Annotated in this window: 34 protein-coding genes; 12 read left to right on the forward strand and 22 right to left on the reverse strand. The window is 72.8% G+C overall.

Going from position 1 to position 26,805, the window contains the following annotated elements; all coding sequences use genetic code 11:
• Positions 1 to 44: 44 nt before the first annotated feature.
• The 3 genes from ACIA3K_RS06195 to ACIA3K_RS06205 form a co-directional block, all read right to left on the reverse strand.
• Positions 45 to 1,556, reverse strand: a complete 1,512-nt coding sequence (locus tag ACIA3K_RS06195; protein WP_396799472.1) for a sensor histidine kinase — start codon at positions 1,554 to 1,556, stop codon at positions 45 to 47.
• The gene (locus ACIA3K_RS06200) at positions 1,534 to 2,280 is read right to left on the reverse strand and encodes a response regulator transcription factor (protein WP_396799772.1); all 747 of its coding nucleotides are present in this window, start codon (positions 2,278 to 2,280) and stop codon (positions 1,534 to 1,536) included. Before ACIA3K_RS06200 ends, ACIA3K_RS06195 begins: the two co-directional genes overlap by 23 nt.
• A gap of 101 nt (positions 2,281 to 2,381) precedes the next feature.
• Positions 2,382 to 2,612 carry a hypothetical protein gene (locus tag ACIA3K_RS06205; protein WP_396799473.1) on the reverse strand — a complete coding sequence of 77 codons (231 nt, stop codon included), beginning with the start codon at positions 2,610 to 2,612 and terminating at the stop codon, positions 2,382 to 2,384.
• Positions 2,613 to 2,805: 193 nt separating this feature from the next.
• Between ACIA3K_RS06205 and ACIA3K_RS06210 the strand changes: the two genes are divergently transcribed.
• The 3 genes from ACIA3K_RS06210 to ACIA3K_RS06220 all read left to right on the forward strand — a co-directional run bounded on the left by ACIA3K_RS06210 (position 2,806) and on the right by ACIA3K_RS06220 (position 5,329).
• Positions 2,806 to 3,738, forward strand: coding sequence for a serine/threonine-protein kinase (locus tag ACIA3K_RS06210; protein WP_396799474.1), 933 nt, complete (start codon positions 2,806 to 2,808; stop codon positions 3,736 to 3,738).
• A 61-nt stretch (positions 3,739 to 3,799) separates the two neighbouring features.
• The gene (locus tag ACIA3K_RS06215) at positions 3,800 to 4,225 is read left to right on the forward strand and encodes an OsmC family protein (protein WP_396799475.1); all 426 of its coding nucleotides are present in this window, start codon (positions 3,800 to 3,802) and stop codon (positions 4,223 to 4,225) included.
• A gap of 252 nt (positions 4,226 to 4,477) precedes the next feature.
• Positions 4,478 to 5,329 carry a hypothetical protein gene (locus ACIA3K_RS06220; protein WP_396799476.1) on the forward strand — a complete coding sequence of 284 codons (852 nt, stop codon included), beginning with the start codon at positions 4,478 to 4,480 and terminating at the stop codon, positions 5,327 to 5,329.
• 7 nt (positions 5,330 to 5,336) lie between these two features.
• Here ACIA3K_RS06220 and ACIA3K_RS06225 read toward each other — a convergent pair whose 3' ends face one another.
• The 5 genes from ACIA3K_RS06225 to ACIA3K_RS06245 form a co-directional block, all read right to left on the reverse strand.
• Complete coding sequence (locus ACIA3K_RS06225; protein WP_396799477.1) at positions 5,337 to 5,870, reverse strand: ATPase; 534 nt, start codon at positions 5,868 to 5,870, stop codon at positions 5,337 to 5,339.
• 109 nt (positions 5,871 to 5,979) lie between these two features.
• On the reverse strand, positions 5,980 to 6,423 hold the full coding sequence (locus ACIA3K_RS06230) for a response regulator (RefSeq protein ID WP_354861669.1): 444 nt from the start codon (positions 6,421 to 6,423) through the stop codon (positions 5,980 to 5,982).
• A 70-nt stretch (positions 6,424 to 6,493) separates the two neighbouring features.
• Positions 6,494 to 6,841 (reverse strand): STAS domain-containing protein, encoded by a 348-nt coding sequence (locus ACIA3K_RS06235; protein WP_396799478.1) that lies wholly within the window; start codon positions 6,839 to 6,841, stop codon positions 6,494 to 6,496.
• 111 nt (positions 6,842 to 6,952) lie between these two features.
• Positions 6,953 to 7,999: a B12-binding domain-containing protein gene (locus tag ACIA3K_RS06240; protein ID WP_396799479.1), complete on the reverse strand. Its 1,047-nt coding sequence runs from the start codon at positions 7,997 to 7,999 to the stop codon at positions 6,953 to 6,955.
• On the reverse strand, positions 7,996 to 9,762 hold the full coding sequence (locus ACIA3K_RS06245) for a SpoIIE family protein phosphatase (RefSeq protein ID WP_396799480.1): 1,767 nt from the start codon (positions 9,760 to 9,762) through the stop codon (positions 7,996 to 7,998). Before ACIA3K_RS06245 ends, ACIA3K_RS06240 begins: the two co-directional genes overlap by 4 nt.
• 227 nt (positions 9,763 to 9,989) lie before the next feature.
• On the opposite strand from ACIA3K_RS06245, the gene ACIA3K_RS06250 reads away from it, so the two are divergent.
• Together ACIA3K_RS06250 and ACIA3K_RS06255 are read left to right on the forward strand one after the other, a co-directional pair.
• On the forward strand, positions 9,990 to 10,346 hold the full coding sequence (locus ACIA3K_RS06250) for an STAS domain-containing protein (protein WP_396799481.1): 357 nt from the start codon (positions 9,990 to 9,992) through the stop codon (positions 10,344 to 10,346).
• Between the two features lie 58 nt (positions 10,347 to 10,404).
• Positions 10,405 to 10,734 carry an STAS domain-containing protein gene (locus ACIA3K_RS06255; protein ID WP_396799482.1) on the forward strand — a complete coding sequence of 110 codons (330 nt, stop codon included), beginning with the start codon at positions 10,405 to 10,407 and terminating at the stop codon, positions 10,732 to 10,734.
• An 81-nt stretch (positions 10,735 to 10,815) separates the two neighbouring features.
• On the opposite strand, the gene ACIA3K_RS06260 is transcribed toward ACIA3K_RS06255, so the two are convergent.
• Positions 10,816 to 11,130, reverse strand: a complete 315-nt coding sequence (locus ACIA3K_RS06260; protein ID WP_355052350.1) for a hypothetical protein — start codon at positions 11,128 to 11,130, stop codon at positions 10,816 to 10,818.
• 201 nt (positions 11,131 to 11,331) lie between these two features.
• Here ACIA3K_RS06260 and ACIA3K_RS06265 point away from each other — a divergent pair, with 201 nt between their 5' ends.
• The 3 genes from ACIA3K_RS06265 to ACIA3K_RS06275 all read left to right on the forward strand — a co-directional run bounded on the left by ACIA3K_RS06265 (position 11,332) and on the right by ACIA3K_RS06275 (position 14,305).
• Positions 11,332 to 12,306, forward strand: coding sequence for a DUF2267 domain-containing protein (locus tag ACIA3K_RS06265; RefSeq protein ID WP_396799483.1), 975 nt, complete (start codon positions 11,332 to 11,334; stop codon positions 12,304 to 12,306).
• Between the two features lie 82 nt (positions 12,307 to 12,388).
• Positions 12,389 to 13,171 carry a spermidine synthase gene (locus tag ACIA3K_RS06270; protein ID WP_396799484.1) on the forward strand — a complete coding sequence of 261 codons (783 nt, stop codon included), beginning with the start codon at positions 12,389 to 12,391 and terminating at the stop codon, positions 13,169 to 13,171.
• A gap of 60 nt (positions 13,172 to 13,231) precedes the next feature.
• The gene (locus ACIA3K_RS06275) at positions 13,232 to 14,305 is read left to right on the forward strand and encodes an AI-2E family transporter (RefSeq protein WP_396799485.1); all 1,074 of its coding nucleotides are present in this window, start codon (positions 13,232 to 13,234) and stop codon (positions 14,303 to 14,305) included.
• Here ACIA3K_RS06275 and ACIA3K_RS06280 read toward each other — a convergent pair.
• The 3 genes from ACIA3K_RS06280 to ACIA3K_RS06290 form a co-directional block, all read right to left on the reverse strand.
• Positions 14,276 to 15,577 (reverse strand): NAD(P)/FAD-dependent oxidoreductase, encoded by a 1,302-nt coding sequence (locus ACIA3K_RS06280; protein ID WP_396799486.1) that lies wholly within the window; start codon positions 15,575 to 15,577, stop codon positions 14,276 to 14,278. The genes ACIA3K_RS06275 and ACIA3K_RS06280 overlap by 30 nt on opposite strands.
• Positions 15,578 to 15,704: 127 nt before the next feature.
• Positions 15,705 to 16,256 carry a GNAT family N-acetyltransferase gene (locus ACIA3K_RS06285; protein WP_396799487.1) on the reverse strand — a complete coding sequence of 184 codons (552 nt, stop codon included), beginning with the start codon at positions 16,254 to 16,256 and terminating at the stop codon, positions 15,705 to 15,707.
• 82 nt (positions 16,257 to 16,338) lie between these two features.
• Positions 16,339 to 17,055 (reverse strand): VOC family protein, encoded by a 717-nt coding sequence (locus tag ACIA3K_RS06290; RefSeq protein WP_396799773.1) that lies wholly within the window; start codon positions 17,053 to 17,055, stop codon positions 16,339 to 16,341.
• Between the two features lie 154 nt (positions 17,056 to 17,209).
• On the opposite strand from ACIA3K_RS06290, the gene ACIA3K_RS06295 reads away from it, so the two are divergent.
• The gene (locus tag ACIA3K_RS06295; RefSeq protein WP_396799488.1) at positions 17,210 to 17,500 is read left to right on the forward strand and encodes a hypothetical protein; all 291 of its coding nucleotides are present in this window, start codon (positions 17,210 to 17,212) and stop codon (positions 17,498 to 17,500) included.
• On the opposite strand, the gene ACIA3K_RS06300 is transcribed toward ACIA3K_RS06295, so the two are convergent.
• Together ACIA3K_RS06300 and ACIA3K_RS06305 are read right to left on the reverse strand one after the other, a co-directional pair.
• Positions 17,487 to 17,675: a DUF397 domain-containing protein gene (locus ACIA3K_RS06300; protein WP_396799489.1), complete on the reverse strand. Its 189-nt coding sequence runs from the start codon at positions 17,673 to 17,675 to the stop codon at positions 17,487 to 17,489. The genes ACIA3K_RS06295 and ACIA3K_RS06300 overlap by 14 nt on opposite strands.
• Positions 17,666 to 18,451, reverse strand: coding sequence for a Scr1 family TA system antitoxin-like transcriptional regulator (locus ACIA3K_RS06305; RefSeq protein WP_396799490.1), 786 nt, complete (start codon positions 18,449 to 18,451; stop codon positions 17,666 to 17,668). The genes ACIA3K_RS06300 and ACIA3K_RS06305 overlap by 10 nt, the downstream gene beginning before the upstream one ends.
• Positions 18,452 to 18,673: 222 nt before the next feature.
• On the opposite strand from ACIA3K_RS06305, the gene ACIA3K_RS06310 reads away from it, so the two are divergent.
• Positions 18,674 to 18,967 (forward strand): hypothetical protein, encoded by a 294-nt coding sequence (locus tag ACIA3K_RS06310; RefSeq protein WP_357121764.1) that lies wholly within the window; start codon positions 18,674 to 18,676, stop codon positions 18,965 to 18,967.
• Here ACIA3K_RS06310 and ACIA3K_RS06315 read toward each other — a convergent pair.
• From ACIA3K_RS06315 to ACIA3K_RS06345, 7 genes are all read right to left on the reverse strand, one after another.
• Positions 18,951 to 19,358 (reverse strand): hypothetical protein, encoded by a 408-nt coding sequence (locus ACIA3K_RS06315; protein WP_396799491.1) that lies wholly within the window; start codon positions 19,356 to 19,358, stop codon positions 18,951 to 18,953. The two genes, ACIA3K_RS06310 and ACIA3K_RS06315, sit on opposite strands and share 17 nt — an antisense overlap.
• A gap of 132 nt (positions 19,359 to 19,490) precedes the next feature.
• On the reverse strand, positions 19,491 to 20,666 hold the full coding sequence (locus ACIA3K_RS06320; RefSeq protein WP_396799492.1) for an alginate lyase family protein: 1,176 nt from the start codon (positions 20,664 to 20,666) through the stop codon (positions 19,491 to 19,493).
• 166 nt (positions 20,667 to 20,832) lie between these two features.
• Entirely contained in the window at positions 20,833 to 21,126 is a 294-nt protein-coding gene (locus tag ACIA3K_RS06325; RefSeq protein ID WP_396799493.1) for a DUF6510 family protein, read from the reverse strand.
• 39 nt (positions 21,127 to 21,165) lie between these two features.
• Positions 21,166 to 21,930, reverse strand: coding sequence for a ferredoxin reductase (locus tag ACIA3K_RS06330; RefSeq protein ID WP_396799774.1), 765 nt, complete (start codon positions 21,928 to 21,930; stop codon positions 21,166 to 21,168).
• 7 nt (positions 21,931 to 21,937) lie between these two features.
• Positions 21,938 to 22,537, reverse strand: coding sequence for a sulfite oxidase-like oxidoreductase (locus ACIA3K_RS06335; RefSeq protein ID WP_396799494.1), 600 nt, complete (start codon positions 22,535 to 22,537; stop codon positions 21,938 to 21,940).
• Between the two features lie 76 nt (positions 22,538 to 22,613).
• On the reverse strand, positions 22,614 to 23,636 hold the full coding sequence (locus ACIA3K_RS06340; RefSeq protein ID WP_396799495.1) for a TerC/Alx family metal homeostasis membrane protein: 1,023 nt from the start codon (positions 23,634 to 23,636) through the stop codon (positions 22,614 to 22,616).
• 209 nt (positions 23,637 to 23,845) lie between these two features.
• Positions 23,846 to 24,256: a DUF2267 domain-containing protein gene (locus ACIA3K_RS06345; RefSeq protein WP_357121748.1), complete on the reverse strand. Its 411-nt coding sequence runs from the start codon at positions 24,254 to 24,256 to the stop codon at positions 23,846 to 23,848.
• Between the two features lie 159 nt (positions 24,257 to 24,415).
• On the opposite strand from ACIA3K_RS06345, the gene ACIA3K_RS06350 reads away from it, so the two are divergent.
• Together ACIA3K_RS06350 and ACIA3K_RS06355 are read left to right on the forward strand one after the other, a co-directional pair.
• Positions 24,416 to 24,703 carry a DUF2795 domain-containing protein gene (locus ACIA3K_RS06350; protein WP_396799496.1) on the forward strand — a complete coding sequence of 96 codons (288 nt, stop codon included), beginning with the start codon at positions 24,416 to 24,418 and terminating at the stop codon, positions 24,701 to 24,703.
• A 42-nt stretch (positions 24,704 to 24,745) separates the two neighbouring features.
• Positions 24,746 to 25,414, forward strand: coding sequence for a DUF1345 domain-containing protein (locus ACIA3K_RS06355; RefSeq protein WP_396799497.1), 669 nt, complete (start codon positions 24,746 to 24,748; stop codon positions 25,412 to 25,414).
• Positions 25,415 to 25,710: 296 nt separating this feature from the next.
• On the opposite strand, the gene ACIA3K_RS06360 is transcribed toward ACIA3K_RS06355, so the two are convergent.
• Positions 25,711 to 26,682, reverse strand: coding sequence for a pirin family protein (locus ACIA3K_RS06360; RefSeq protein ID WP_396799498.1), 972 nt, complete (start codon positions 26,680 to 26,682; stop codon positions 25,711 to 25,713).
• Between the last annotated feature and the right edge of the window lie 123 nt (positions 26,683 to 26,805).

The raw sequence follows: 26,805 nt of genomic DNA on the forward strand, positions 1-26,805 counted from the left end.
GCCGCCAGCCTCGGCGGCCGAACTGGCGGGACCCCGTGCGTCGCCTATGCGTCAGCTGTGGGATCCGGCAGGCGGACGGCGAACACCGTCCGGCCCGGACGGCTGTCGACGCCGACCGTGCCGCCGTGCGCCTCGACGACGGCCGCCACGATCGCCAGGCCGAGTCCGGTGCTGCCGTGCGCCCGGGAACGGGAGCTGTCACCCCGGGCGAACCGCTCGAACATCTCCGGTCGTACCTGAGCCGGTACGCCCGGCCCGTCGTCGGCGACGGTCAGGACGGCGACGTCCGCCTCCACGGCGAGGGTGGTGGTGACCGTCGTGCCGGGCGGGGTGTGCACGCGGGCGTTGGCCAGCAGGTTCGCCACCACCTGGTGCAGGCGGGCGGCGTCGCCGGGCACGCGGATGACGACCTCGGGCAGGTCGAGCCGCCAGTGGTGCTCGGGGCCGGCGACGTGCGCGTCGCTGACCGCGTCGACCACGAGGGCGGACAGGTCGACCGGGTCCGCCGCGAGCGGGCGGCCGGCGTCGAGCCGGGCCAGCAGCAGCAGGTCGTCGACGAGGCTGGTCATCCGGGCGCTCTCGGACTCGACGCGGCGCAGGGCGTGCGCCACGTCGGCGGGCACCTCGTCGCGGCCCCGCCGGGCCACCTCGGCGTACCCACGGATCGCCGCGAGCGGGGTGCGCAGCTCGTGGCTGGCGTCGGCGACGAACTGGCGTACCCGGGTCTCGCTGGCCTGCCGCGCGGCCAGCGCGTCGGCGACGTGGCCCAGCATCCGGTTCAACGCCGCGCCGACCTGGCCGACCTCGGTACGCGGGTCGGTGTCGGCGGCCGGCACCCGGACGGCGAGCGCCACCTCGCCCCGGTCCAGCGGCAGCTCGGTGACCCGGGCGGCGGTCGCGGCCACCCGGTTCAGCGGTCGCAGCGTGGCGCGCACGATCAGCGCGGCCGCGCCACCGGCCAGGAACAGGCCGAGGCCGACGACCCCGGCCTGCGCGGCGACCAGCGCCCAGACGGTGTCCCGCACGCCGCTGAGCGGAATGCCCACGGCGACCACGACCCCGTTGGGCAGTTGCCGGGCCACCGCCCGCACGTCCCCCTGGTCGAGGGTGACGGTGCGGGGCCGGCCGTCGGTGGGCAGCGCGACCAGCCGTTCGGCGTCGGCGGCGGGAACGTCGGCGAGGCTGCCGCTCGTGGTGCTCCGCGTCGCCGTGGTGACGCCGTCGGCCCGGCGTACGGCGAGCGAGCCCGGCGGGAAGCCGCGCGGAGGCTCCGGCGGGGTCGGTGCGGCCGCGCCCGGCCGCGGGGCGGGCCGCCCGGGGTCGCCACCCGGGCGGAACCACGGTGGCACGTCGCGCGGCCGGTCCCCCATCGTCAACTGGGTGTCGACCTGGGCGACCAGCACGTGCCGCAGGGCCAGCGTGGTGAGCCCGCCGATGGCGACGCTGACCAGGGCGAGGAGCGCGACCAGGGCGAGCACCAGCCGGGTCCGCAGCGGTCGGCCGGCCCACCAGCGCCGCAGCCGGGCGAGTGCCCTAGTCGGCGGGTTTGAGGACATAGCCCGCGCCGCGCAGCGTGTGGATCATCGGCGGTCGCCCCGCGTCGATCTTCTTGCGCAGGTACGAGATGTACAGCTCCACCACGTTGGCCTGGCCGCCGAAGTCGTAGTTCCACACCCGGTCGAGGATCTGTGCCTTGCTGAGCACCCGGCGCGGGTTGCGCATCAGGTAGCGCAGCAGCTCGAACTCGGTCGCGGTAAGCGTGACGAGCTGGCCGGCACGGCGGACCTCGTGACTGTCCTCGTCGAGGCTGAGATCGCCGACGGTCAGCAGCGCCTCCTCGTGGGCGGCGACCGCGAAGCCCGAGCGGCGCAGCAGCGCGCGGAGCCGGGCGATCACCTCCTCCAGGCTGAACGGCTTGGTCACGTAGTCGTCGCCGCCCACGGTCAGCCCGGCGATGCGCTCCTCGACGGCGTCCCGGGCGGTCAGGAAGAGCACCGGCACGGTCGGGGCGTGCTCGCGCAGCCGACGCAGCACCTGGAAGCCGTCGAGGTCGGGCAGCATGACGTCGAGGACGACGGCGTCCGGCTGGAACTGCCGAGCGGCGCTCAACGCCGCCATGCCGTTGGCGGCGCTGCGCACCTGCCAACCCTCGTAGCGCAGCGCCATCGAGAGCAGATCGGTAAGCGTCGCCTCGTCGTCCACCACCAGCACGCGGACCGGTTCGCCGTCCGGGCGGCGCAACTCGATCCGGCCCGGCACGGTCTGCCCCTGGATGACCATGCCCCCCATCGTGGACACCTCCGCTGTGTCGCGCCTCTGCGCCGCCTGTGTGCCAGCTGTGCGGCCGGGCCGCCGGGCCACCGCTCAGCCTCCGACCGTGGTCACTCGGACACCCCGTACGCGTCGGTCCGGACGAAGCGCATGCTCCACCCGCCGTGGCCGTCGGGCTGGTCGCGCTCGTAGAGGTGGTCGGGGCCGGGCTGCGTCGGGCCGGTGCCGCCCGGATGCCGCATGATCCACCGCTGCGGAGGGGCGCCGTCCGGCTCGGCCGGTACCGCGCGGACCAGCCCGTCCGCGGGACCGCCGAGGAAGCGTACGGTGACCTCGCCCATCGAGGCGCTCCTTTGCGTGACGATGCCGCCACGCTCGGTGCGTGCGGCCCTGGGTCGCAAGCTACCGCACCGGGAGGCGACCCCGGCCGAGGTACGGGCTGATCGGCGGCCGTCGCGGTTTGCCCAGCTCGGCCCCCGGGTACCGCGATTCCCAGGCCCCGCCACCGGGCGGGACGAGGACGAGGAGCTGACGATGCGGACGCTGGACGGGCGGTACCAGCTCGAACAGCGCATCGGCGTCGGCGGGATGTCCGAGGTGTGGCGGGCCCACGATCGGGTGCTGGACCGGCCGGTCGCCGTGAAGCTGATCGCGCCCGGCCCGGACGGCCACCACGACACGGTGGACCGGATCCGCACGGAGGCCCGCTCGGCGGCCCGGCTGGTGCATCCGAACGTCGCGAGCGTGCACGACTTCGGCACCTCCTCGACGCTGCCCGGCCGCCGGATCCCCTACATCGTCATGGAGTTGGCCGAGGGCGAGACCCTCGCCGCGCACCTGCGGGCCGGGCCGCTGGACTGGCGCATCTCGGTACGGGTCTGCGCGGAGGTCGCCGCCGCGCTGTCCGCCGCGCACGCGAGCGGCATCGTGCACCGCGACGTCAAGCCGGCCAACGTCATGCTCACTCCGGCGGGGGTGAAGGTCCTCGACTTCGGCATCGCCACCCCGACCGGCACGGCGGACCCGATGCCCGCCGGCATGCTGCTCGGCACCCCGGCGTACCTGGCGCCCGAACAGCTCGACGGCGCCCCCGCCACGCCGGCCGCCGACATGTACGCCCTCGGCGTGCTGCTCTACTACTGCCTCACCGGCCGTCTCCCCTACCGGGCCCAGACCCCGGCCGAGCTGCTGGCCGCGCGCCGGTCCCGGCCGCCCGAGCCGCTGCCGGAGGTCGACGGCCTCCCGCCCGAGGTGTCCGAGTTGTGCCGCTCGTGCCTGGACGACGACCCCGCCGGGCGTCCGACCAGTCTGGTCGCGGCGCTGCTGCTGGCCGAGGTCGTGGACGCCCGGGTGTACGTGCCGATGGCGATCCCCACGCAGCGGCCGCCGTCGCCGTCGCCGTCGCCGTGGACCGAGCGGGCGGCGGCGCAGCCCACCGAGGCGCTGTCGGTCGTCGACGGGAACTGACCTGGGCGTTTCACCCGCCCCCGGCCGGGTAGCCGGGCGGGTGAGCGACGGGAGGAACGCGATGCCGAGTCCGAGTTCCTGGCTGCACGAGGCCACCGCCACCGCCGAGGGTGGCCACGTCCGAACCGATGACGGCGGGCTCTCCACGCCGCTCGCGTCGCCACTGGCGGCGCACTGCACCGGCCTGAGACCGGAGCAGTTGCTGGCGGCGGCCTTCGCCTCCTGCCTGCACCACGCCGCCGTGGAGGCGGCCGGGGAGATCACCGACGAGGCGCACACGGTCCAGGTGCGCGCCGAGGCGAAGCTGGGGCGCGACGACGACGGCCGGTACCGGGCCGACGTGCACGCCTCGATCTCGTCGGCCGGTCTGAGCCGGGCGCAGTTGGCCGACCTGGTCGAGTACGCCGATCGGCTCTGGCCCTTCTCCAGCAGCGACAACACGCGGCACCGGCTGACGGTCAGCCCGGCGGAGAACGGCCGACACTGAGGCCCACCTTTCGGCGGATACGGCCATCGACCGATCGGACGATGGCCGGAGCGCCAGCCACAGCGACGTACGCGCATGTCCCGGTGACCGGTCTGACCAGGCGAATCGGGAATACCCGGCTCGCCTGATCGGCGAGGTTATGCCGGTATAAGTGGACTTCACCCGATCCCACACCATGGATTCGGGCAAATTGTGGCGCATGCCACTCTTGGGGCCGATGGCAGCGGGCAGCCGACTATCTAGCCTCGGCGGGTGCATCCCGACGACCCCACCGCCCAGAAGCTGACCGACGCGCCCTCGACCACCCGCACGAGGGACGCCGCATCAACCGAACGGACGACCGGCCGTCACCGGGCCCCCGAACCGCCACCGCGCCGCGCCCTACTCGGCTCCACCCCGGTCCGGGTCGCCCTGGTCACCGGCGTCACCTGCTGCCTCGGCCTGGGCGCGTTCGCCGCCACCCGTGACACCCAGGAAGCCCCGCAGCCCGTCCGGCCGATCGCCGACGCGCTGGCCGACCGTGCCGCCATCGCCGACGAGCGCGCCTCCCGGTCGCTGGACCGCGACCTCGCCCCGGCCCGGGTCACCCCCACCCCCACGGCCTCGCCCACCCCCGTACCCACCGTCACCCGCAAGGCGCCCAAGAAGCCGGTCAAGCCCCGCCGGCCGCGCCCGGTCGCCGGGCTCGACCAGCAGCAGATGGACAACGCGAAGATCATCGTGGACGTGGGCGTGGGGCTGAAGATGCCGCGTCGCGCCCTGGTCGTGGCGCTCGCCACCGCGATGCAGGAGAGCAACCTCTACAACCTGGCCAGCGACGTGCTGCCGGAGTCGAGCGAGTACCCGCACCAGGGCAGCGGCTCCGACCACGACTCGGTCGGGCTGTTCCAGCAGCGGCCCAGCAGCGGGTGGGGCACGGTCGCCGAGCTGATGCGCCCGTCGTACGCCGCCCGGGCCTTCTACACCGCCCTCGCCGAGATTCCCGGCTGGGAGGACATGAGCCTCACCGCCGCCGCCCAGGCCGTGCAGGTCTCGGCGTACCCCGACGCGTACGCCCCGCACGAGGACCGCGCCACCACCGTGGCGGCGGCACTGCTCGCCTGAGGCCCTCTCAGCGGGCCGTCCGCCCGGTGGGCGGCTGCGCCCCGCTGTCCCGGCCGCCGGCCGCCGCCCGGGTCGCGGGTACGCCCGTGCCGGCCGCCGCCGTGGGGGTGTCGGCGGGCACCGGCTCGACCGTCACGCCGATGAGGATCTCGTCCACCAGGGCCTCGCGGCGGCGGCGCGCGTGCAGCGCCTCTTCGAAGTCACGCCGGGCCTGCACGGCATCCGCGTACGCCTGCTCCCGGACCCGACGGGCCTCCTCGCGGGCCTCGTCCAGCGTGCGGCGGGCCTGTGCCAGGATCTCGTCCGCCTCCTGACGCACCGCGTCGCCGGCCCCGCGGGTGGCGGCGGCGGCGTCCAGGTCCAGTCGCTGGAGCAGCCCGCTGAGCCAGGTCGCCTCCTGGCGGATCTCGTCCCACTCCCGGGTCGCCCCGGCCGCGCCCTCCGCCCGCGCCGCGAGCCGGGACAACCTGATCCCCAGCTCATCCAGGCAGGAATCCACCTGTCGCTGGTCGTAGCCGGTCTTCACGACGGAGAACCTCATACTGTCGCCCCCAGGCAGCCGCTGTTACTTCCCCACCTGGATCCTCGGGCGCGACGACACCTACCGAGGCGGTTCGGGAAAATTGTTCAGCATGCGCGGGACGGGCGGATCAGGGGCGCTTGGGCAGCACGACCACGCGGCCGAAGAACTCGTCGATGCGGCGCACCACGTCGTTGAAGTCGTCCAGGTCGATCGGCTTGGTGACGTACGCGTTGGCCTGCAACGTGTAGCTACCGACGATGTCGGTGTCCGCATTCGAGGTGGTCAGCACCACGATCGGGATGGTCCGCAGATCCTCGTCCTGCTTGACCGCCCCGAGCACCTGACGCCCGTCCATGCGCGGCATGTTGAGGTCGAGCAGGATCACGTCCGGCCGACGGGCCTGCACGTGGCGACCCTCGGCCCGGAGGAACTCCATCGCCTCCTCGCCGTCGCTCACCACGTCGATGATCTTCTCGACGTCGGAGTCGGCCAACGCCTCCTCGATCATCAGCACGTCGCCGGGATCGTCGTCGACCACCAGGATGCGTACCGGCTGCGGGCTGTCGCCCATCACTACCTGCCTCGGGTCGGCGGAGAATGGAAACCGGACGGTCACCATGCTGGCGGGGAAATCTAGCCCATCAGAGGGCGCTGTGGGACGCCGGGTCGGCCGTGTCGGGCACGTAGCGGAGCACGTCGGCCAGACCGGTGATCCGCAACACGCGCTCGACCCGACCGGCGGCGCCGGTGATCCTCAGCCAGCCCCCGTCGGCGGCGGCCCGGTTGTCGCCCCGGACGAAAACGGCCATCCCGGTGGAGTCGCAGAAGGTCAGGTCGGTGAGGTCGAGCAGCACCCGGCGCTCACCGGCCGCGCTGAGCCGGTCGATGGCGGCGGCCAGCTCGTCGGCGGTGCTCAGGTCCAGCTCACCGGCGAGCCGCAGGCAGGCGACACCGCCGTCGCGCTCGGCGTCGCTGACACTGAACGTCACCGTCTCCCCCTCGCTCGCTCCACCGGCAGGTGGGACGTTTGCAGTGCGGCAAGTATACGCAGGGGGGGTACGACGCTCCGCAGCGCGTGGTGATCGTCTGACCGACCCGGGTCAGCCGGCGGAACGGGACGCGGAGGCCAGCCCGGCACGCCCCAACTCCAGCGCGTGCGCCGCCCGGGGGTAGTCCCGCAACTCGGCGGCGAAGTGTTCCAGGGTCAGGGCGACGGCGCTGGCCGGCACCCGCCGGCTCGTCAGGATCTCCGCCAGCCAGTCGACGAACTCGGTGAACAGCGAGGCGTCGTCGACGTACAGCGCGGCGGCCAGCGAATCCAGGATGTGGCCCAGGTCGCTCACCGTCGAGTCGAGCTGGGTGGCCGTGTACTCGCGCGTCGCCGGCGCCTTCGCGCGCAGATCGGTCAGCGCGCTGTCGATCAGATCGCCACGGCGGCGGACCAGGCTCGCGTACTCGTCGTCGGCCAGGTGCGCGAGTCGCGCCGCCGGCGCCCGCCGCAGCGCCCGCTCGTCGGCGATCAACTCGGCCGCCGCCGGCGCGCTCGGGGCCCAGGCCGCGCCGAGCCGGGCCGCCCACCGACCGTCCGCGCCGAAGCCCCGCCCGCCGACCACGACCGGCACGTCCGAACGCCGGCACGCCTCGATCATCCGGTGGGCGTGCGGCAGCCGCATCGGCAGCGCGCAGGCCAGCGCGACCGCCTGCGCGTCGTTGCGGTGCAGGTACGACACGAGGTGCGCGGCCGGCACGCTGGCGCCCAGGAAGGTCACCTGCCAACCGCGCAGCCGCAGCACCTCGGCCACCAGCCGGGGCGGCAGAGCGTGCCACTCGCCGTCCATGCAGGCCACCACGACATGACCGCCGGTCGGACGCGGTTTGGCGTGCGCCGCCACGGCGGCCACCACCCGCTCGCTGATGTGGGTGGCCGCGTGCTCCTGCGCCACGCTCCACTCGTTGCGGGCCCACCGCTCGCCCACCTCGGCCTGCGCCGGCGCGACCAGGTCGAGCAGCACCCGCTCCGCCGGCACGCCCGCCTCCAGCAGGCCGATCGCCACGTCGATCGCGGCGTACTCGTCGGCGTCGGCGAGGCAGGCCAGATAGTCGGGGTACGCGTCGGTCGGTTCCGTCGTCGCGGCGGGGGCGGTCACGCGGGGCTCATCCTCTGCTCGTCGGCGGTCGTCGGCGTGGGTACGGCGTGCAGGTGCCGCGCGCCACGACCGCCGGGGCTGACCGCGCGCAGCGCCAGGACGGCGATGTCGTCGTGGTCGCCCTGCCCCAGCCAGTCACAGGTGACCTGCTCGACGCGCTCGGCCAGGGCCGGCGCCGGCATGCGTTGGCAACCCGTCACGGCCGTCACCAGCCGCTCCGCGCCGAACTGCTCGTCGCCGCGACGGCCCCCACGGGCCTCGGTGACGCCGTCGCTGTAGAGCAGGCAGGTCTCGCCCGGCGCCAGACGTACGGTCACCTCGCCGACCCGCGGGTCGGGCACCACCCCGATCAGCATGCCGCGCAGCGGCACCGCCTCGACCTCGCCCGAGCCGCGCAGCACCAGCGGCGGCAGGTGCCCGCCCCCGGCCATCGTGAGGGTGACGCCTCCGTCGCGCTGCGGACGGGCCACGCCCAGCACGATGGTGGCGAACCGGCCCTGGCCGTTGGCCTGGGTCGTCTCGAACAGGGCGTCGTTGAGCAGCCGCAGCAGCCGGCCCGGGTGGGACTCGACCCGGTGCAGCGCCTGCAGGCACTGGCGGAGCTGACCGGTGAACACGGCCGCCTCGACGCCCTTGCCGGAGACGTCGCCGAGGAAGAAGACGGATCCGCCGTCGGCGAGCCGGTGCGAGCCGTAGAAGTCGCCGCCGATGCGCAGTCCCGCCTGCGCGGGACGGTACGCGGTGCCCCACTGCACGCCCGCGGTCTCGGTCGGCTCGACCGGCAGCAGGCTGGCCTGCAGGGTGTCGGCGACCTCCGCCTGGTCGCGGTAGAGCTGGGCGGTGGTCAACGCCGCGCCGGCCCGGGCCGCGAACGCACGGATCAACTCGACGTCGTCCTCGTCGTACCAGCGGCTGGAACGCCGGGCGACCAGCAGCACCCCGACGGGGGTGTCGCGGCCGGGCAGTGGGACGACCCGGGCGGTGCTGTCGACGCCCGTGAGGCCGGGCAGCCAGCCGGCGTCGACCGCCTGCTCCACCAGCCAGTCGACCGTGTGCGGCTCGACACCGGTCAGCCCGTCGGCGATGGCCGGAGGAAGGGTGCCGCCGGTCAGGACGCCGCTGTCGACCATCGGAGCCTCGTCGTCGACCCGGGTGGCCCGCCACCAGCGGGCCCGCCCCGCGCGGGGCGCGAGCACCAGCACCGCCACCTCGGCCAGGGTCGGCACGGCGAGGCGGACGACCGCGGCGGCGGCCCGGTCCGGGTGCAGCGGGTTGCCCAGCTTGTCGCCCACCACGGCCAGAAAGGCCGACCGGGCCCGCTCGGCGAGCAACGCGTCGGCACGGCTGACGCTCTCGGTGACGTCCTCGACGTACCAGCAGCAGCGGCCGGCGGACAGCGGCACCTGGCGGGCGGTGAGCCGACGGTCGTGGTGGGTGAAGTTGCCGGGCACGCCCTCGCCCAGCCCCGGCACGCCGGACGCGGCCAGCGGTTCACCGGGTACCACCTCGGGCAACAGCCGCTCGGCCACCGGGCTGACGTGCCGGACGACACCGTCCGCGTCGCAGACCACCAGGCCCTCGCGGAAGTGTTCGACGACCTCGGACCAGTCCCCAGTGGCCTGGTCACGGTCGGGGGCCAGCGGCGGCAGCGCGGGCGCGGGCCAGGACGGCGCGTCGGCGGACCACGCCGGGGCCCGTGTGGTACTCGGCGTGGAGATCCGTCCGTCGCCCGGGTCCCAGTCCCTGACGTCGGAAGCAGTCACCAGCTGAGCCTCACTCCTTGTCGTCCACCCGAACGTGCACCTGTCCACCCACCCTACGCCGGTGCGCCGTGACCGGCATCCGACAGCAGGTCGGGCCCGGGTTCGGGTAGCGAGCGGCCCCGCTCGACGGTTGTTACGATCCCCTCGCACCGGCCAGAGATACCGGCGGGCGAAAGGGCGTGATCGTGCTGTTGGAAGGGCGTAGACCCGACGCGAAGCCACTGATCATGTCGGTCGACAGGTCCGAGCCCGACCTGCCTCTGGTCCGCGTCGGCGGCGAGCTCGCGTACGCGACCTCGGCCCCTCTGCACGCCGAGGTCGACCGGATCCTCGCCGACGCGCCCCGCGCGATCGTGCTGGACTTCGCCGATCTGACCTTCATCGACAGCACCGGTCTCGCCGTGATCGTGCACGCCTGGCGGGAGGGCCAGGCGGTCGGCGCCGGGCTGCGGCTGCGCTCGGTTCCCCGCTTCCTGGCGACGATCCTGGACATCACCGGGGTGGCGACGCTCATCGGTCGGCCGCTGCCCGCCGCTCATCCGGAGGGCGGCCCCGATCCCGAGACGTCCCCCGCCACGGCGTGATTCGGCGACGCGCGGCCCCGCGGTTTGCGTTCCGCGCGCGGACTGGGAACATGGTGGAATGCCCCACCAGCTGTTGACCATCGAGGTGAGCCGGCCCGACGCCGGTCACGTCCGGCTACGGCTGACCGGCGAGCTCGACTACGACACCGCGCCCGAGCTGGTGGCCGCCGCGGCCGGCCTGCACGGCGAGCAGCGGGTGACGATCGACCTGAGCGGCGTCGGCCTCTGCGACTCGTCCGGGCTCAGCGCCCTGCTGATCGCGCGTCGGAGCGTCGGCGCGATCCAGCTCACCGGGGTCAGCCCGCAGATCCAGCAGTTGCTGGACCGCACCGGCCTCACCGAACTGCTGGCCGTGCAGGGCGACGACGACCTGCGCGCCACCGGCTGACGGTCGCACCGAAGGGACCACCCCGCGCGAAGGGGGGTGGCCCCCGACCCTGGGACCTGGGGCCGGGGGCCGGAGAAATGCCTAGGGCGCGGTCATCGGCTGGAGTCGGGGCCCACCGTCGCGCAGTTCGACGGTCGACGGAGGTTCGATGTCGTCGGGTTCCCCCGAGTCGGGCGTCTGGTACAGGTAGCGGACAAACTCCCCACCCGCCTCGTTGTCGTCCGCACCCGGCCACTGGCCGATGCAGTCCATTCCGACCACTTCCCGGCCGGTTCCGTCGGCCTCCTCCAACAGCGCCCACAGGCTCACCGGGTAGCACCGGGTGGCGTCGGGCGTGAGCTGCCAGCGGGCGTACCAGCCGGGTCGAGCGGGAACGATCTCGACGATCCGTTTCATGACGACACTTCCTTCCGCGTACCTCGGAAGAACTGCCTCCTGCCCCGATCCTGCGGGCCGCACGGGTGAGCGCCCCTCACCCCGGGCGGATGAAGCCCGGCCCACGCTCAGCCCTACTCGGCCGGCAGCGTCCGTTTCGGCTCCCGGGACGGCGGGAACGCGACCGTCGCAGGATCGATCCCCAGCGGAAGGGGCGTCACCATGCGCAAGCAGATGGAGGGCGACAACCAGCGCCGCCGGGCGTTGGCCCGGCAGGCCCGCGAACAGGGCGGCCAGCCCAGCGAATACGGCGCGAGCCTGAGCGCCTCCAAGCAGCTCACCAGCCTGGACCAGAGCAGACGGGCCGGCCCGCCGCCGGCCGGACGGCACAAGGCGGACACCACGCGTGGTGGACCGGCGCCGCCGTCGAGGGGTACCCCGGACAATCCGCGACCGCAGCCGCCTCCCGGCGGTGCGGCCGGTGTGACGAGCGTGGGCTACAAGGACCTGGTCGAGGACGTCGGACGCCGGTCCGGGGTCGACTTCGTGACGGCGAAGGTGGGCGCCGAGGCGACCGTGCTGGTGCTGGCCTTCGCGCTCGACACGGCGGAGCGGCAACGACTGCTCGCCGCCGTGCCGAACTCGCTGCACGACGTGGTGCCCGTGGATGGCATCGAGCGGCACCGGGATCTGCCCGGCTTCCTGGCCGAGGTGGGCCGGATCAGCGGGCGTACGCCGGAGCAGGCCCGCTACCAGGCGGAGGCGACGATCGCCGCGCTCGCCGAGCAGGACGGCGACCTGATCGAGTCCCTGCACGTCCCCGACGGCCTGCGGGAGCTGCTGAACCCGCCAGCGGCCGGCGGCGGCATCGTAGGGGCGTCCACCAGCACGCCCACCCTGGACGAGGAGCAGGTCCAGGCGGCGCTGGACGACCTGCCGTACTGGGCCGGTGACACCGCCGGCCTGTACCGGGTTGTCGCGCTGCCGGCGGACAACCTCGACCGGGTGCTCGCCCGGCTCGACCGGCTGCGCCAGGAGACCGGCCGTGGCCCGAGCATCGGGCGTCCCGGCGACACGGCGGCCGTGCTGACCGTCCGCACGAACCAGGCGGACGGGGTGAGCGCGCTGGACGTGGACCTGGCCCACGCGATCGACGACGCGATCGACGAGGTCGGCGCCGGGATGGCCGGCGGCTGACCACCGCCACGGCGTACGCGGGCCGGCGGACGCGGGTGCTCCCGCGCCGCCGGCCCGTCGGCCGCTCGGTTAGCGTGCCGTCATGAACCGCGCCGCCGACCGTCTGGAGTTGGTCGCCGATCCGGTGCGCAGGACCGGACGGACGTTGCTCTCCGCCGGCGTCGAGCAGTCGTACGTGGACGTCGAGGACCCCCGGCACCTGCACTTCGAGTACGTCCGCCGGATCGCGTCGGCCGTGGAGCTGGCGGCGCCGGCGGGCGTACCCCTGAACGTGTTGCACCTCGGCGGCGGCGCGTTGACGCTGCCCCGCTGGCTGGCCGCCACCCGGCCGGGTTCGCGACAGCGGGTCGTGGAACGGGACCGGGCGGTTGTCGACCTGGTGGCGCGGGAGCTGCCGCCGCCGCCACCCGAGGTGCGGGTGGAGGTCGGCGACGCGCGGGAGGCGGTCACCGCCACCGAGGCGGACGCGTACGACCTGGTGATCGCCGACATCTACCGGGCCGCCCGGATGCCCGGGCACGTCCGCACCGTGGAGTTCGCCGCCGAGGTGGCCCGTGTCCTGCGGCCCGGAGGGCTTTACCTGGTCAACGTGACGGACCTGCCACCGCTGGTCGGCACCCGCGTGCAGGTGGCGACGCTGCGGGCGGCCTTCGGGGACGTCTGCGTGTTCGGCGACCGCCGGATGCTGCGTGGTCGGCGCTACGGCAACCTGGTGCTCGCCGCGACGCACCGCCCCGGCGGGCTGCCGGTCGGTCGGCTCGCCGTGGCCGCGCTGCGCGACCCGATCGCGGGTGGGCTGCTGCACGCCGCCGCCCTCGACACGTTCGTGGCCGGCGCGCACCCGCTTCTCGACACCGACGGCTGATGAGGGCCGACCGGCCGGGATGCCGGGTTTCCTGCGGTCTGGGCGGGGAAGGCCCGGCGGGTGACCAACGCCGACGATCGGGCCACCGCCCGCCGGACCCTGGTCGTGATCGCGCTGGTGCTGGCCACCGCGCTCGCGCTCGCCTTCGTGTACGCGACCCGACGGGTGCTCGTCTGGGCGGTGGTGGCCGCCTTCTTCGCGGTCGCGCTCAAACCGGCCGTGGACCGGCTGCAACGCCGGTTCGTCCGCCGCCGGGCGCTGGCCACGCTGCTCGTCTTCCTCGCCGCGTTCGTCGTGCTGGCGGTCCTGGCCACGGTGATCCTGGTGCCGCTGCTCGACGAGGTGGGCCGGTTCGCCGAGCGGGGGCCCGAGCTGCTGCGCGACGCGCGCGCCGGGCGCGGCCCGCTGGGTCAGTTCCTGGACCGCACCGGGATACGGCGCTACGCCAGCGCGCACGCGGACGAGCTGCGCAACGCCGGGGCCCGGCTGCGGCAACCCGCCGTCGGGGTGCTGCGCGGCGTGGCGGAGGGGGTCGCGGGACTGGTCACGGTCGTCGTGTTGGCGTACCTCATGGTGTTGGAATCGCCGCGGATCACCCGCGGCGTGCTCGCGGTGGCCGGGGACGGTCCGGGCGAGCGGTTGCGCCGCGTCGGCCGGGAGGTGTCCCGCACGGTCACCGGCTATCTCACCGGCAACCTGCTGATCAGCGTGATCTGTGGCGCGTTGACCTTCCTGGTGTTGAGCCTCACGGGGGTGCCGTTCGCCGGGGTGATCGCGCTGCTCGTCGCGGTGGCCGACCTGATACCGCTGGTGGGCGCGACGATCGGCGCGGTGCTCGCCGCCGGGGCGGGGTTCCTGCACTCCCCCACCGCCGGCGTCGTCGTGCTCGTCTTCTTCGTCGTCTACCAGCAGGTGGAGAACCACCTGCTCCAGCCGCTCATCCTGGCCCGCGCGGTACGGCTCAACCCGCTGACCGTGCTGCTGAGCCTGCTGCTCGCGGCGGAGTTGGCCGGGTTGCTCGGCGCGCTGCTGGCCATCCCCGCCGCCGGCATCGTCCAGATCCTGCTGCGCGAGTACGGCCCGCGACGGGCGGACCCGCCCCGCTCAGCGACCGCGCGCCGCGACCTCGGGTGAGGTGCTCTCCAGCGGCACCGCGTTCGCCGGGACCAGCCCCAACTGCACGGCCGAGCGGGTGAGCGCGGCGTCGAGCACCCAGTCGGCCCCCACGCGGGTGCGGTTACCCGGCATCGCCATCAGGTGGTACGCCCGGGTGACCGCCTTGGCGGGCAGCCCGGCCAGGTTGACGTGCAGCGGATTCGCGGCGGCGTCCTTGCCACCCAGGTCGACCACCCAGCCCAGGTCGTGGTGCTTGTACGGCCGGCGCTGGCCGAACCCGTACGACGCGGCGATGTTGTGCGCCACCCGCTTGCCCTGCCGCTCCGCGTGCTGCGCCGTCATGCCACAGATCTGCCCCGGGTTGACCAGGTCGGGCACGGCGGCCGCGTCACCGCAGGCGAAGACCTCCGGATAGCCGGGGACGTTCAGGTACTCGTCGGTGACCAGCCGGCCCCGCTCGGTGCGCAGGCCCAACTCGTTGACGAACGGGTCGGGGCGTACGCCCACGCACCACACCAGCGTGCAGGTGGGGACGTACTCGCCGTCGGTGAGCTTGACCCCGTCGCAGGTCGCCTCGGCCACCGAGGTGCCCATCCGCACGTCCACGCCGCGCTTGTTGAGCACCTTGTGCGAGGTCTCGGACATTCTCTTGTCCAGCTCCGGCAGCACGCGGGGGGCGACGTCGAGCAGCATCCAGCGGGGCCGGACGGTCAGCCGGGGCCGCTGCGCGTGCAGGGCGTCGGTGAACAGTTGGCCGTGCGCGGCGACCTCGGTGCCGGTGTACCCCGCGCCGACCACCACGAAGGTGGAGCGGGCCTGCTGCTCGGCCGGGTCCTCGGCCTGCTCGGCCAACTCCACCTGGCGGACGATGTGGTCGTGCAGGTAGACGGCCTCGGGCAGGCCGCGGAAGCCGTGCGCGTACTCGGTGACGCCCGGGATCGGCAGCAGCTTGTTGACGCTGCCCACGGCGAGGACCAGCCGGTCGTACGCCAGGCGGTTCTTCTCCCCCTCGGGCTGGGTGAAGCCGACCCAGCGGTTCTGCAGGTCGACGTGGTCCGCCTCGCCGATCACCACCCGGACGCCCTTGAGGGTCCCGGTCAGCGGCACGGCGATGCGCGACGGCTCGACCACCCCGGCGGCCACCTCGGGCAGCAGCGGTAGGTACAGGAAGTAGTCGGTGGAGTTCAGCACCACGATCTCGGCCCGGTCCCGGGCGATCCGGCTCAACGTCTTCGCCGCGTGGTAACCGGCGAACCCGGCCCCCACGATCACCACACGAGGTTTCGTCATTGCCGGCCGTTTCCCGTCGCAGCCCAGGACAAACGTCGGCTCCGGCGACGACTCCGCCCTCACCCCGCCCCCGCCCCGTTGATCATGAAGTTATCGTCACCGGCCTCGGCGTGTCGTGGCAATAACTTCATGATCGCGCGGGAGGTGGGGGGTGGGGTGGGGTGGGGGCGGTGATGGCCCAGCGTTCGTGGTCGCGCCAGGCGCCGTCGATGAAGAGGTAGTCGGGGGAGAAGCCCTCCAGGCGGAAGCCGAGCTTGCGGGCGACCCGCCGGGACGGCTCGTTGCCGGGCTGGATGTTCGCCTCCAGCCGGTGCAGTCCGACGCTGGTGAACGCGTGGTCGATGACCAGGGCGATGCCCGCCGAGGCGTGCCCGGTGCCGCTGTACGGTTCGAACGCCGCGTACCCCAGGTATCCGCCGCGCAGCGCACCGAGCACGATGCCGCTGATGTTCACGTAGCCGGCGATCGCTCCGCTGGCCCGGTCGCAGATCAGGTAGCCGGCGCTGTCGCGACGGCGAATCCGGGCCAGGTAACGGTCGTACTCCTCGGGCGTTTCCGGCGCGGCCAGCCACGGATGGTGCAGGTCCCGACTCCGCCGCACGGCCGCCACGAACTCGTCGACGTCGGTCGGCCGGGGTCGCCGGATCGCGGCGGGACCACCGCTGCGCAGGTATCTCACGGCGGACCACTCTGACGACCGGCACGACAGTTGTCCAACCGGCCCGCCGCTCACACCGGCCGCACGCCCAGCTTGCGACGGGCTAGCGGGGAGTCAGCAGCCGGAAGTGGGTGCCGTCGGGGTCGGCCAGCACCACCGCGCCCGCCTGGTCGGCGTCGACGAGGGTGGCGCCGAGGGCGAGCAGACGGTCCACCTCCGCCTGTTGGTCACCGTCGACGGGTGGCGCGAGGTCGAAGCTCACCCGACCCCTGCCCTCGCTCGACATGTAGGGCGGCCCACCCCACGTGATCTTCGTGCCGCCGCGCGGCGACTGGATCGCGGTCTCCTGGTCCTGATCCCAGACCAGCGGCCAACCGAGCGCCTCGGCCCAGAAGTACCCGACCTCCGGCGTGCCGTCGCAGGCCAGCGCGCCGACGAACCCGCAGCCAGCGAGGAAGTTGTTGCCCGGCGCGATGACGTCGAACTCGTTGCCCTCCGGGTCGGCCAGCACCACGTGGTCGACGTCCGGGCCCTGGCCGATGTCGAGGTGCCGTCCACCCAGCTCGATCGCCCTGGCGACCGTCCGCTCCTGATCATCGAGCGAGGTGCTCGTCAGGTCGAAGTGCATGAGGTTCTGGACGACCTTCGGCTGCTCGGTCGGCGGGAAGCGGAGTCGGAACCCGGTGTCGTCGGTGGGCACGAGCCCCACACCCTCGCGCGGATCGTCGACGATCTCCCAGCCGAGGAGCCCGGACCAGAACCGCGCCAGCGGCAGAGGTTCGAGCGCGTCGAAGCTGATCGCGAACAGGTGAGAGGTCATCGGTCTGCTCATCTCCGATCCAAAAGGGCGCGGCCCGCCGTGGAGCGAAAGCGTAGGGATGGGCACGCCGGTCCGCATCCGAGTATTCGACGAAGCCCTTCATCCGGCCCGAATCCCGCTACCGCCGCACCCGCCCGCCGCCTAACCTCGCACCGTGGCCAGGACCCGTAAGCGGACGATCCGCGTCGACGACGTCGACTATCGATGGACGGTCAGCCAGGCCGATCCGGGCCACGTCGTGGTCCGGGTGTGGGACGTCGACGGCGGCCAGGACGTCCGACTGGAGGAGCGGGTCGCCTTCGACGACCCGTGGCTCAACTACGGACCGATCGTCACCACGGATCCCGAGCGGGTGGCCGAGGTGTTCGCCCTGGAGCCGGTCACGCCACGACTGGTCGAGCGGCTGATCCGGGAGGCGCTCGCCGGCCCGGTCAGTGGCGCGTGACGAACGTGACGAAGGCCCGCCAGGCCGCCGGGGTGACGACCAGCGCCGGGCCGCTCGGGTCCTTGCTGTCGCGGACGCCCACCAGGCCCGGCAGGTTGCCCGCGACCTCGACGCAGTCGCCCTGATTGCCGCTGCTGCGGGTGCTCTTACGCCAGATCGCGCCGCTCAGGTCCATGCCGCTGCCGCCTCCGAGATCACGTCGAGGGTCTGCCGGTGCGACAACGCCTCGGCCCGTACCGATTCCCACGACTGTCGCAGCGATAGTACGTCCGCCGGGCGCTCGATTACCGTCCCCTGTAGAGGATTGTCGAGGTAGGCCACGTCCTCCCCGTCGGCGGGCGTGGCGATCACGAAAGCCCCGTTGAGGCCGGGATAGGCGCCCACACTGCGCGGTACGAGGTGCAGGTGCACCCGTGGCCGCCGACCGACCTCAAGCAGGTGCTGTAGTTGCTCGCGCATGACCGCCGGCCCACCCACGGGCCTCTCCAACACGGTGTGATCGAGCACCGCGACGAAGAGCGGTGGCTGCTCGCGAGCCAGGATCTCCTGTCGCCGCAGCCGCGCGGCGACCGGCTGGTCCAACTGATGATCCGCGAGCTGACTCGCCCCGGAATAGAGCGCCCGCGCATAGCCCTCGGTCTGCAACAGCCCCGGCAGCACCAACGGCTGGAACGAGCGCAGCGCCGTCGCCTCCTGCTCGATCGTCACCCACTCGCGGAACCACGGCATCACCGACTCGCGGATCATCGTCTCGCGGATGCGCAGCAGCAGGCCGTCGGCGTCCAACACGCGGTCGCTGCGCTCGGTGAACTCCAGCCGGGGCGGACGCCGGCACTGCTCGACGGCCGCGACGAGCGACGCCGAGTAGTTGATCCGTTCGCTCAGCGCCTCCTGGGACAGACCGGCGACCGTCCGCAGCCGACGCAGCTCGCCGGCGAACAGCTCCAGCATGGGCAAACGATCCACTGCACACCTCTGCACACCGGGGACGTCTGACACGTACATCGGCGCTGGTGGGACTCGCGCGCCTTCCGACAGTAGCGGCCCGGTCAGCAGACTGTCACGTAGCGGAACCGCCCGGCCCGGCCGGCCGACGGGCGGAACCGAACAAGAGGCCGCCGCGAACCCCCGTACCGCGGCGGCCCCTCCCCCACCTGCGAAGGAGCGTGATCCATGGTGACCTCACCGCCCGTGCCGACCGGCACACCGCCGCACACGCCGCTGCGTCCGATGTGGTGCTGCCGGGCGTGCGGTGGCCCGTGGCCCTGCCCGACGGCCCGGCTGGTGCTCAAGGCCGAACACGAACACGACCTGATCGGCCTGTCGATCTACCTGTGCGGGCAACTGCACGACGCGATCCGGGACCTCTATCGGCTCAATCCCGACGACGCGCCCGCGCCGCAGGCCCTGTTCGCGCGGTTCGTCGGCTGGACCCCGTACCGCCGCCCGCTCATCGCGCCGGACTGAACCACCGGGCCAGCCACGGGGTGAGCGCGACGAGCGCGACGGCCAGGGCGGTGATGACGGCCTGCCCGATCCGCCCCGGGGTGACGCCACCGGCCGGGTCGAGCACGTAGTTGGCGTACCCGTTGGCGGCGGCGTCCGTCACCAGCACGGCGCAGCCCAGCGCGAGCCCCGCCGAACGGCGGGCCGCCAGCAGCAGCGCCGCCAGCGGATCCCACAGGGTCAGGGACGCGAAGTAGACCGCGAGCCAGCCGGGCAGCGCGAGTTGCGGCCGGAGACCGGGGACGAACAGCTGGAGTACGTGCACCACGCCGCCGTACGCGACGACCAGCACGGCCGCCGCCACGACCAGCCGAACCCGCAGGGGAACGCCGCGCCACCGACCGGTACTCATCGGGCCAGTCTGCCGCGTGGCCCCGGCACGAGGAGCACCCTGATCGACTCCGTTCACTGATGTAGGGGTGTCCGGGGCACTTCGACACCCCCACTTCGGCCAAACGGAGCCGATCAAGGGCTGAACCGCCGGCTACGCCGGGTTGTTGGCGTGGGTCAGGGTCTCCCAGGCCACGAAGAGGTTGTTCGTGCCCTGGGGACGCTTACGCTCGGTGTAGCTCTGGGTGTTGGCCATGCCGATGCCCATCCGGTTGTGCAGCGCGTTGAAGCCGACCTCGGTGATCGGGCCGAGGCCGAGGACGACCGAGCCGCCGCACACGCTCGACGGCACGGCGGTGCCGTTCTCGTACTTCGTGTGGAAGCCGAGCGCGTGGCGCAGCCGGTCCTGAAGCTCCGGGTAGAGGTCGCCGCCCTGGATGCGGGTGGTCTCGGCGACGTGCGAGATGGCGGAGAGGCTGTAGCCGGTGTGGACCCAGTCGCGGCAGGTCTCCTGCGCGTGGCCGTCGGTGTAGGTGGCCTGGCCGTGCCAGCGGGAGACGAGTTCGGCGGGCGTGTCGACGCTCGTGGCCGGCGGGTACAGGGGTCGGGCCCCGTCTGCGGCGATGTAGATGGACGCGGCGGCGGCGGCCCGGAACCGGGCGAGCGCCCGGTCGTACGACGTGCGGTCCTCCAGGAAGATCGAGATGCCGATCGCCGCCTCGGCGAGGGTCAGGTCCCAGTTGCTGGTGCGGGAGTCACCGGCGATGACCACGGGCAGGTAGACGGTGCGCAGCATGGTCGCGAAGCGGGCCTGGTTGGGCCAGTTGCCGTACGTGTACCGGATGATCTCGGCGGCGCGCGGCCACACCGAGCCGGCCCAGCCGGTCTGCAACGGGGCGTTGGCGTTGGTGTGCCGCTGGATCGTGGCGGACCAGGCGTCCATCAGGGCGATGGACTTCTGCGCGTACGCCGAGTTGCCGGTGATGTACCAGGCCAGCGCGTCGGTGTACGCGGCGATGGCGTCCTCACGCTCGTCGGTGCAGCCGTAGTTCGGGTTGGAGGTCTGACCGCACTCGACGGTCGCGCGCGGTGCGGGCACCCGGGACAGCGAGGCGTACCGGCTGCCCATCATCTGGTTGTAGGCGTCGCGCCACGGCTGCTCGCCAGCCTGCACCTTCGCCTTGACGAAGTCGAGCTGCGGCCGGCTGACCAGCACACCGGGATGGGTGAAGGTGGCCGGGGCAGCCTGGGCGCTCGGGGGTGCGGTGATGGTCACCGCGCCGGCGGCGAGCGCGATGACCACCGCCAGGAGTACGCGTCGACAGCGCATGGGGGCTCTCCTCAGTACGGGTGGAGGAATAGTCAACTGTCTTAACAGTTGACGGACATCCGACCCCATACCGGGAAAGCGGGCAAGAAGGCATCGATAAATTCAAGACTATGGAAAATCAAGTATTTATCCACTATCCAGCGCTCGCCCCCGCTGAGCTGCCCCGTCAGAGCGGCTCGGGAAGCGCCTGCTCCATCGGCATCGGCACCTGGAGGTAGGTGACGCCGCGCATGTCCAGCCAGGCCCGGTCCGGCCCGCGCACCAGCCGCACCATCACCGACTCGCAGGACGGGCAGCGGCCGACCAGACCCGGGGCGTGCGAGTAGACGTGCAGGCTGGCCATCGAGCCGGTCATTCCGCAGTTCTCGCAGCGACCCATCGCGGTGCTCAGGTCGACGGCGAACAACTCGCGCAGCGGGCCGTCGAGCATGTTGCCGTCCAGGTAGGACATGTTGGTCATCGGATCTCCTCGACAAGACGGTGAGCGGCGGGCGCGCTCTCAGCCGGTGGGGCCGAAGCGTTCGGTCCTGATCCGCCGCGACTGATGGCCCAGCCCCACCAGCAGGTCGGCCACGGCCTCCACGAACCCGGTCGGACCGCAGACGTACGTGAGCGGTTGCAGATCCGGCGGCCAGCCGTGGGTGTTGACGTCGGCCAGGCCGACCCGGTGCGGCTCGCCGCGCCACCCGTCGGGGGCCTCGCGCGTGTAGACGTACGCCACGTCCAGGCCGAAGTCGTCGCGGCCCCGACGGCGCAGCTCGTCGGCGTAGATCACGTCCTGCGGCGTCCGGACCGAGTAGATCAGCCGGAACGGCACCTTGCTGCCGAACTCCCGCCGCGCCCGGATCATCGCCATCAGCGGGACGATCCCGGAACCGCCGGCCACGAGCTGCACCGGATCGGTCTGCTCCGGACGCCAGATGAACCAGCCACCGAGCGGTCCGCGGATCTCCACCGGGTCGCCGGCGGCGAAAACATCGATGAGGTACGGGGACACCTCGCCGTCGTGGACCCGCTGGACGGTCACCTCGATGCGCGGGCCGCCGGGCCCGTCCACGACCGGCCCGGCGATCGAGTACGACCGGGCGGCCTGGTAGCCGTCCGGGGCGGTCAGGCGCACGTCGACGTGCTGGCCGGGCAGGTGCCCCGGCCAGTCGGGCACCTCCAGGACCAGCGTCTGCGCGGACGGCGTCTCCACCCGGCGCTCCACCAGCCGGGCCACCTGCCACTTGATCGGCGCGCGGGCCGGGGTGCCCGTCGCCACGGCCCGCTCAGTCACCCTGGTACCGCTGCTCGCGCCACGGGTCGCCGTAGTCGTGGTAACCGGCGGTCTCCCAGAAACCCGGCTCGTCCATCGTCTTGAGCCGGATGCCACGCACCCACTTGGCGGACTTCCAGAAGTACAGGTGCGGCACCAGCAGCCGGGCCGGGCCGCCGTGCTCGGCCGGCAGCGGCGCGCCGTCGAAGGTGTGCGCCACCCACGCCCGGCCGCCGCGCAGGTCGTCCAGGGGCAGGTTGGTGGTGTAACCGCCGTAGGAGTGCGCGAGCGCGAAGTGCGCGCCAGTGTCCACACCCTCGAGCAGGGTGTCCAGGGAGACGCCCGTCCAGGAGGTGCCGAGCTTCGACCAGTGGGTGACGCAGTGGATGTCGACGGTCGGCGTCTCCTGCGGAAGCGCCATCAACTCCTGCCACGACCACCGGTACTCGGCGCCGTTCTCGGCGGCGATGACGAACTCCCAGGTGTCCAGGGAGACCCGGGGTGTCGGGCCGGCCGAGAGCACCGGGAAGTCCTCGGTCAGGTACTGACCGGGCGGCAGGGCCGGCTCCTGTGATCGGGGCCGACCCGAAAAGCCCGGTGACACGATTCCCATTGCACAGTCGTACCACCCGGGCCGGCCGGGGCGGGAGCTTTCCGGCGTACCCCCTCGTGGGCCCGGCGCGGCGCGGTCAGTGCCGTTCGGTCACGACCTCGCGCTCGGCGGGCGTGCCGCCCCGGGTGGCGCGCAGGCTGGTCAGGGTGACCACCACCAGCACACCGATGATCACGCCGAGCGAGGCCAGCGTGGGGATCTGCGGCACGCTCTCCCAGATGCCGTGCGCCCAGTGCAGACCCAGCTTGAGCCCGATGAACGCCAGGATGATCGCCAGGCCGTAGCTGAGGTGCACCAGCCGGCTCAGCGCCGCGTGCAGGACGAAGTAGAGCGCCCGCAGGCCGAGCAGGGCGAAGGCGTTGGTGGCGAAGACCAGGTACGGGTCCTCGGTGATGCCGTAGACCGCCGGCACCGAGTCGACGGCGAAGACGATGTCGGTGGCCAGCACCGCGACCACCACCAGGGCGAACGGGGTGAGCGCACGCCGCGCGCCCTCCCGGACGGTCATGCGGGTGCCGTGGTAGTCGTCGACCACCGGCATGACCTTGCGCAGCAGCTTGACCGAGCGCATCTTGTTGATGTCGACCTCCTGCTCGTGCCCGGAGAGGGCGTCGCGCAGGAGCTTCACCGCGGTGGCGATGAGGATGATCGCGAAGAGCAGGAACGCGAAGTCGAGGGTCTGCAACGCCGCCGCGCCGAGGGCGATGAAGACCGCCCGCAGCACCAGGGCGCCCGCGATGCCGTAGAGCAGCACCCGCTGGGCCAGCACGGCCGGCACCGCGAACGCGGCCAGCAGCAGCATGAAGACGAAGAGGTTGTCGACCGAGAGGGACTTCTCGACGAGGTAGCCGGTCAGGTATTCGACGCCCTGCTGGGAGCCGTAGCGGGCCCAGAGCCACCCACCGAACGCCAGCGGCAGGGCGATGTAGAAGGTCGACCAGCCGATCGCCTCCCGCATGGACACCTCGTGCGGCTTGCGCGTCACCAGGAAGTCCAGCACCAGCAGGAGCAGCACGCCGGCGATCGTCACCGCCCAGAGGGTGGGCGTACCGATCGAGGCCAGGTCACTCGCCGCGGCCAAGGGGGACAATTCGGTCATGGGGTCTCCTCGAACACCGTGTCATGTTCGAGGTCTCCTTCACCCATCACCCGATGGGCAACCACCCGAGGCACGCCGGGCGTGCCGTACTGACCGGAATGGTTCGTGGGAAGTACTCCCCTCGCCACGACCAGGTTAGGCCAGGCCGGATCGACACGCCAAGCCGGACGTCGATGGTTGCCCTGGCCAACCGCTGTGTGCCCCCGCCCTCAGGCGCGGCGCAGCGTCGCGCCGGGGGCCATCGCCTGCTCCACGAGATCCCGGTAGTCACGCGGCAACTGCGTCGCCACGTCGTCGAACTCGCCGCCCGTGATCGCCTCACGCAGAGTGGTGAACACCGCCCGGACGGCGTCCCGCGCCGCCGGCTCCTCGACCCGCGCCCGCAACGCCACGCGCGCCACGAACTCGGCCGCCCCGAAGCGGTCCGCCTGCTCGGTGCTCGGACTCGGCTTGAGCACCAGTTGCAGCGGCTGCGGCAACTGGGCCGCCAGGTCCAGCACCTCGCCACCGGTCAGCCGCTCGGCGAACGTCTCCAGCACCGCCCGGGTCAGCTCGACGGCCTGCTCCGACGACGTACGGGTGCGCTGGGAAACCTGGTCGACGAAGGTGTCGTAGTTCATCGCGTACTCCCTCGAACGGTGTCTGCGGCGCCTGCGGGTACCCGCGGCGCCCCGCTGGAAACGACGCCGGATTTCCCCTACCGACCCGGGCGTGACCCGGCGGCGGACGGGTAACCGCCGCCGGACGCGACCAATCCATGCCCCGAGGGAGCCCCAGACATGGCGAGCTACGCGGACGTCCTGCAGTACCTGTCGAGCCTGGACTACCCGGCCGAGAAGGACGACGTGATCCGCGAGGCCGAACGCGAAGGCGCCCCGCCGGACGTGCTCAAGGCGCTGCGCGCGCTGCCCCCGGTCGACTACGCCAACGGCACCGAGGTGGCCCGCTCGGCCGGCATCGAGGCCGCCCCCGAGGTCGGCCCGGCGCAACACGCGACGGCCCAACGCGCCACGCAGGCCCGGGACAAGAAGCACAACCGGGTGTCGCAGCACCTGCGCGGCATCTGACCGCGCGGTGGAGGCGTCCGCAGTGGCGAGCCGGCGTCGCGGATGACCGGCGCCGGTCCGCTGTCCCGCCCGCCGGACGGAGGCATCCCCGCCGCGACGCAGCTCGTCATCGTGGCGGTGGTCGGCATTGTCGTAGGCAGCGTCTTCGCTCTGACGCTGTCGCCCGCGCTGTCCCCGCTGGCCGGCTGGGACGCCGCCGCGCTGAGCTGGCTGGTGCTGGTGTGGCGCAAACTGTGGCCGATGGACGCCACCCGCACCGCCCAACTCGCCGTGCACGAGGACCCCAACCGGCCCACCCGGGACGTGGTGCTGCTGATCGCCTGCCTCGCCAGCCTGCTGGCCGTCGGGCTCGTCCTCGCCAGCGCACACGCCGCGCCACCCGGAGTGCGCCGCGACCTGTACGGCGCGCTCGGCGTCCTCAGCGTGGTGCTGTCCTGGCTGGTCGTGCACACCGTCTTCGCCGCCCGCTACGCGCGGATCTACTACACGGGCCCGGACGGCGGGGTGAACTTCAACCAGAGCGAACCGCCCCGGTACTCGGACTTCGCGTACGTGGCGTTCACCGTCGGGGCGACGTTCCAGGTCTCCGACACCAACCTGACGAGCAACGAGATGCGCCGGACGGTGCTGCGGCACTCGATGGTGTCGTACCTGTTCGGCGCGTTCGTCATCGCCGTCACGGTGAACCTGCTGGCGGGGTTGGCACGCTGAGTGTGTCGGCGCGGGCCGGTGCTCGACGGTCTTGCCGGAGCTGCCGGACGCTCGCCGGGACAGGCGGGCGCCCCTTGGCCACGAACCGCGACCGGGGGCGCCACGCAGGCCTGCCCAGGCGGTGAACCACGTCCGAACCGGTCGCAGTCACCAGGCGGTGGATGCCCGCCCGAACCGAGCGGTCAGCACTGCCGGGTACAACCATACGACAGAACATCCTCCGTACGGTCAGTTTTTGCTGAACTGTGGGCCAGCCCACGTCAGCTCCCGGCGGCCGTTGCGGAGAACGCGTCGGGTCAGCCGTGCAGACCGCCGGTGCGATCGCGGGCCTTGAGCCGGGTGGTGGGCAGGGCGGGCGCGGGCAGCGGCGACGCCGCGTCGTCGGCCACCACACCGAAACGCCGCCCGGCCATCCAATCCTCCCGAGCCGTGGCGATCTCCTCGTGCGAACGGCCCACGAAGTTCCACCACATGACCAGCGGCTCCTCGAACGGCGTACCGCCCAGCAGCAACAGCCGCGCCCCCGCCCCGCCGCGCACGGTCAGCTCACGCCGACCCGTACCCAGGTAGAGCAGCGCCCCCGGCTCGAAGCCCACCCCGGCGGCCTCGGCCGCGCCGGACATCGCCAGCACGGCGTACTCGAAGTCGGGTCGCAACGACAGCGTGGTGGGCGCCGACCCGCCCAGCTCGAGCTGCACGCCCACCAGCGGGGTGTGCACCACCGCCGGCGACCGCTGACCGGCGAACTCGCCCACCAGCAGCGTCGCCTCGACCTCACCGTCGCGCCAGCGCGGCAGGTCGGCGTGGTGGGCGAAGTCGGCCGCGCCGGCCCGCGCCGGGTCCGGCAGCGCCACCCAGAGTTGCACCCCGTGCATGACCGGCGGGTGCGTGGCCGGCGACCGCTCCGAGTGGGCGATGCCATGCCCGGAGGTCATCACGTTCAACTGGCCGGGTCGGATCGCCTGGACGTTGCCCAGGCTGTCCCGGTGGATGATCTCGCCGTCGAGCAGCCACGTCACCGTCTGCAGCCCCGTGTGCGGGTGCGGCGGAACCTCCATGCCGGGTCGCTGCTCCACATCGTCCGGGCCAAAATGGTCCACGAAGCACCACGCGCCGACCATCCGTCGGGGCCGCTGCGGCAGCAGACGCCGCACCGTCGTGTACCGACCGAGCGGCACGTCGTGGCCGGGCAGCAGCACGCTGCCGGGATCGACGTCGGCCACGCCGGGCGGTCGGGTCTGCGCCAGCATCGATTCGGTACGCTCCACCGCCCGACTGTACGCTCGCGCGCTCCCCCGACAGCCGCGCTTCCGGTTCGGGGTGACCGCCACCTCAACCGCCGGGGCGTTCAGGCTGGCGCTCGAATCCCGCCTGACGTACCCCGGCCTCGA

Origin of the sequence: Micromonospora sp. NPDC051543 (genome assembly GCF_044454415.1) — a bacterium.
Lineage (GTDB): Bacteria > Actinomycetota > Actinomycetes > Mycobacteriales > Micromonosporaceae > Micromonospora.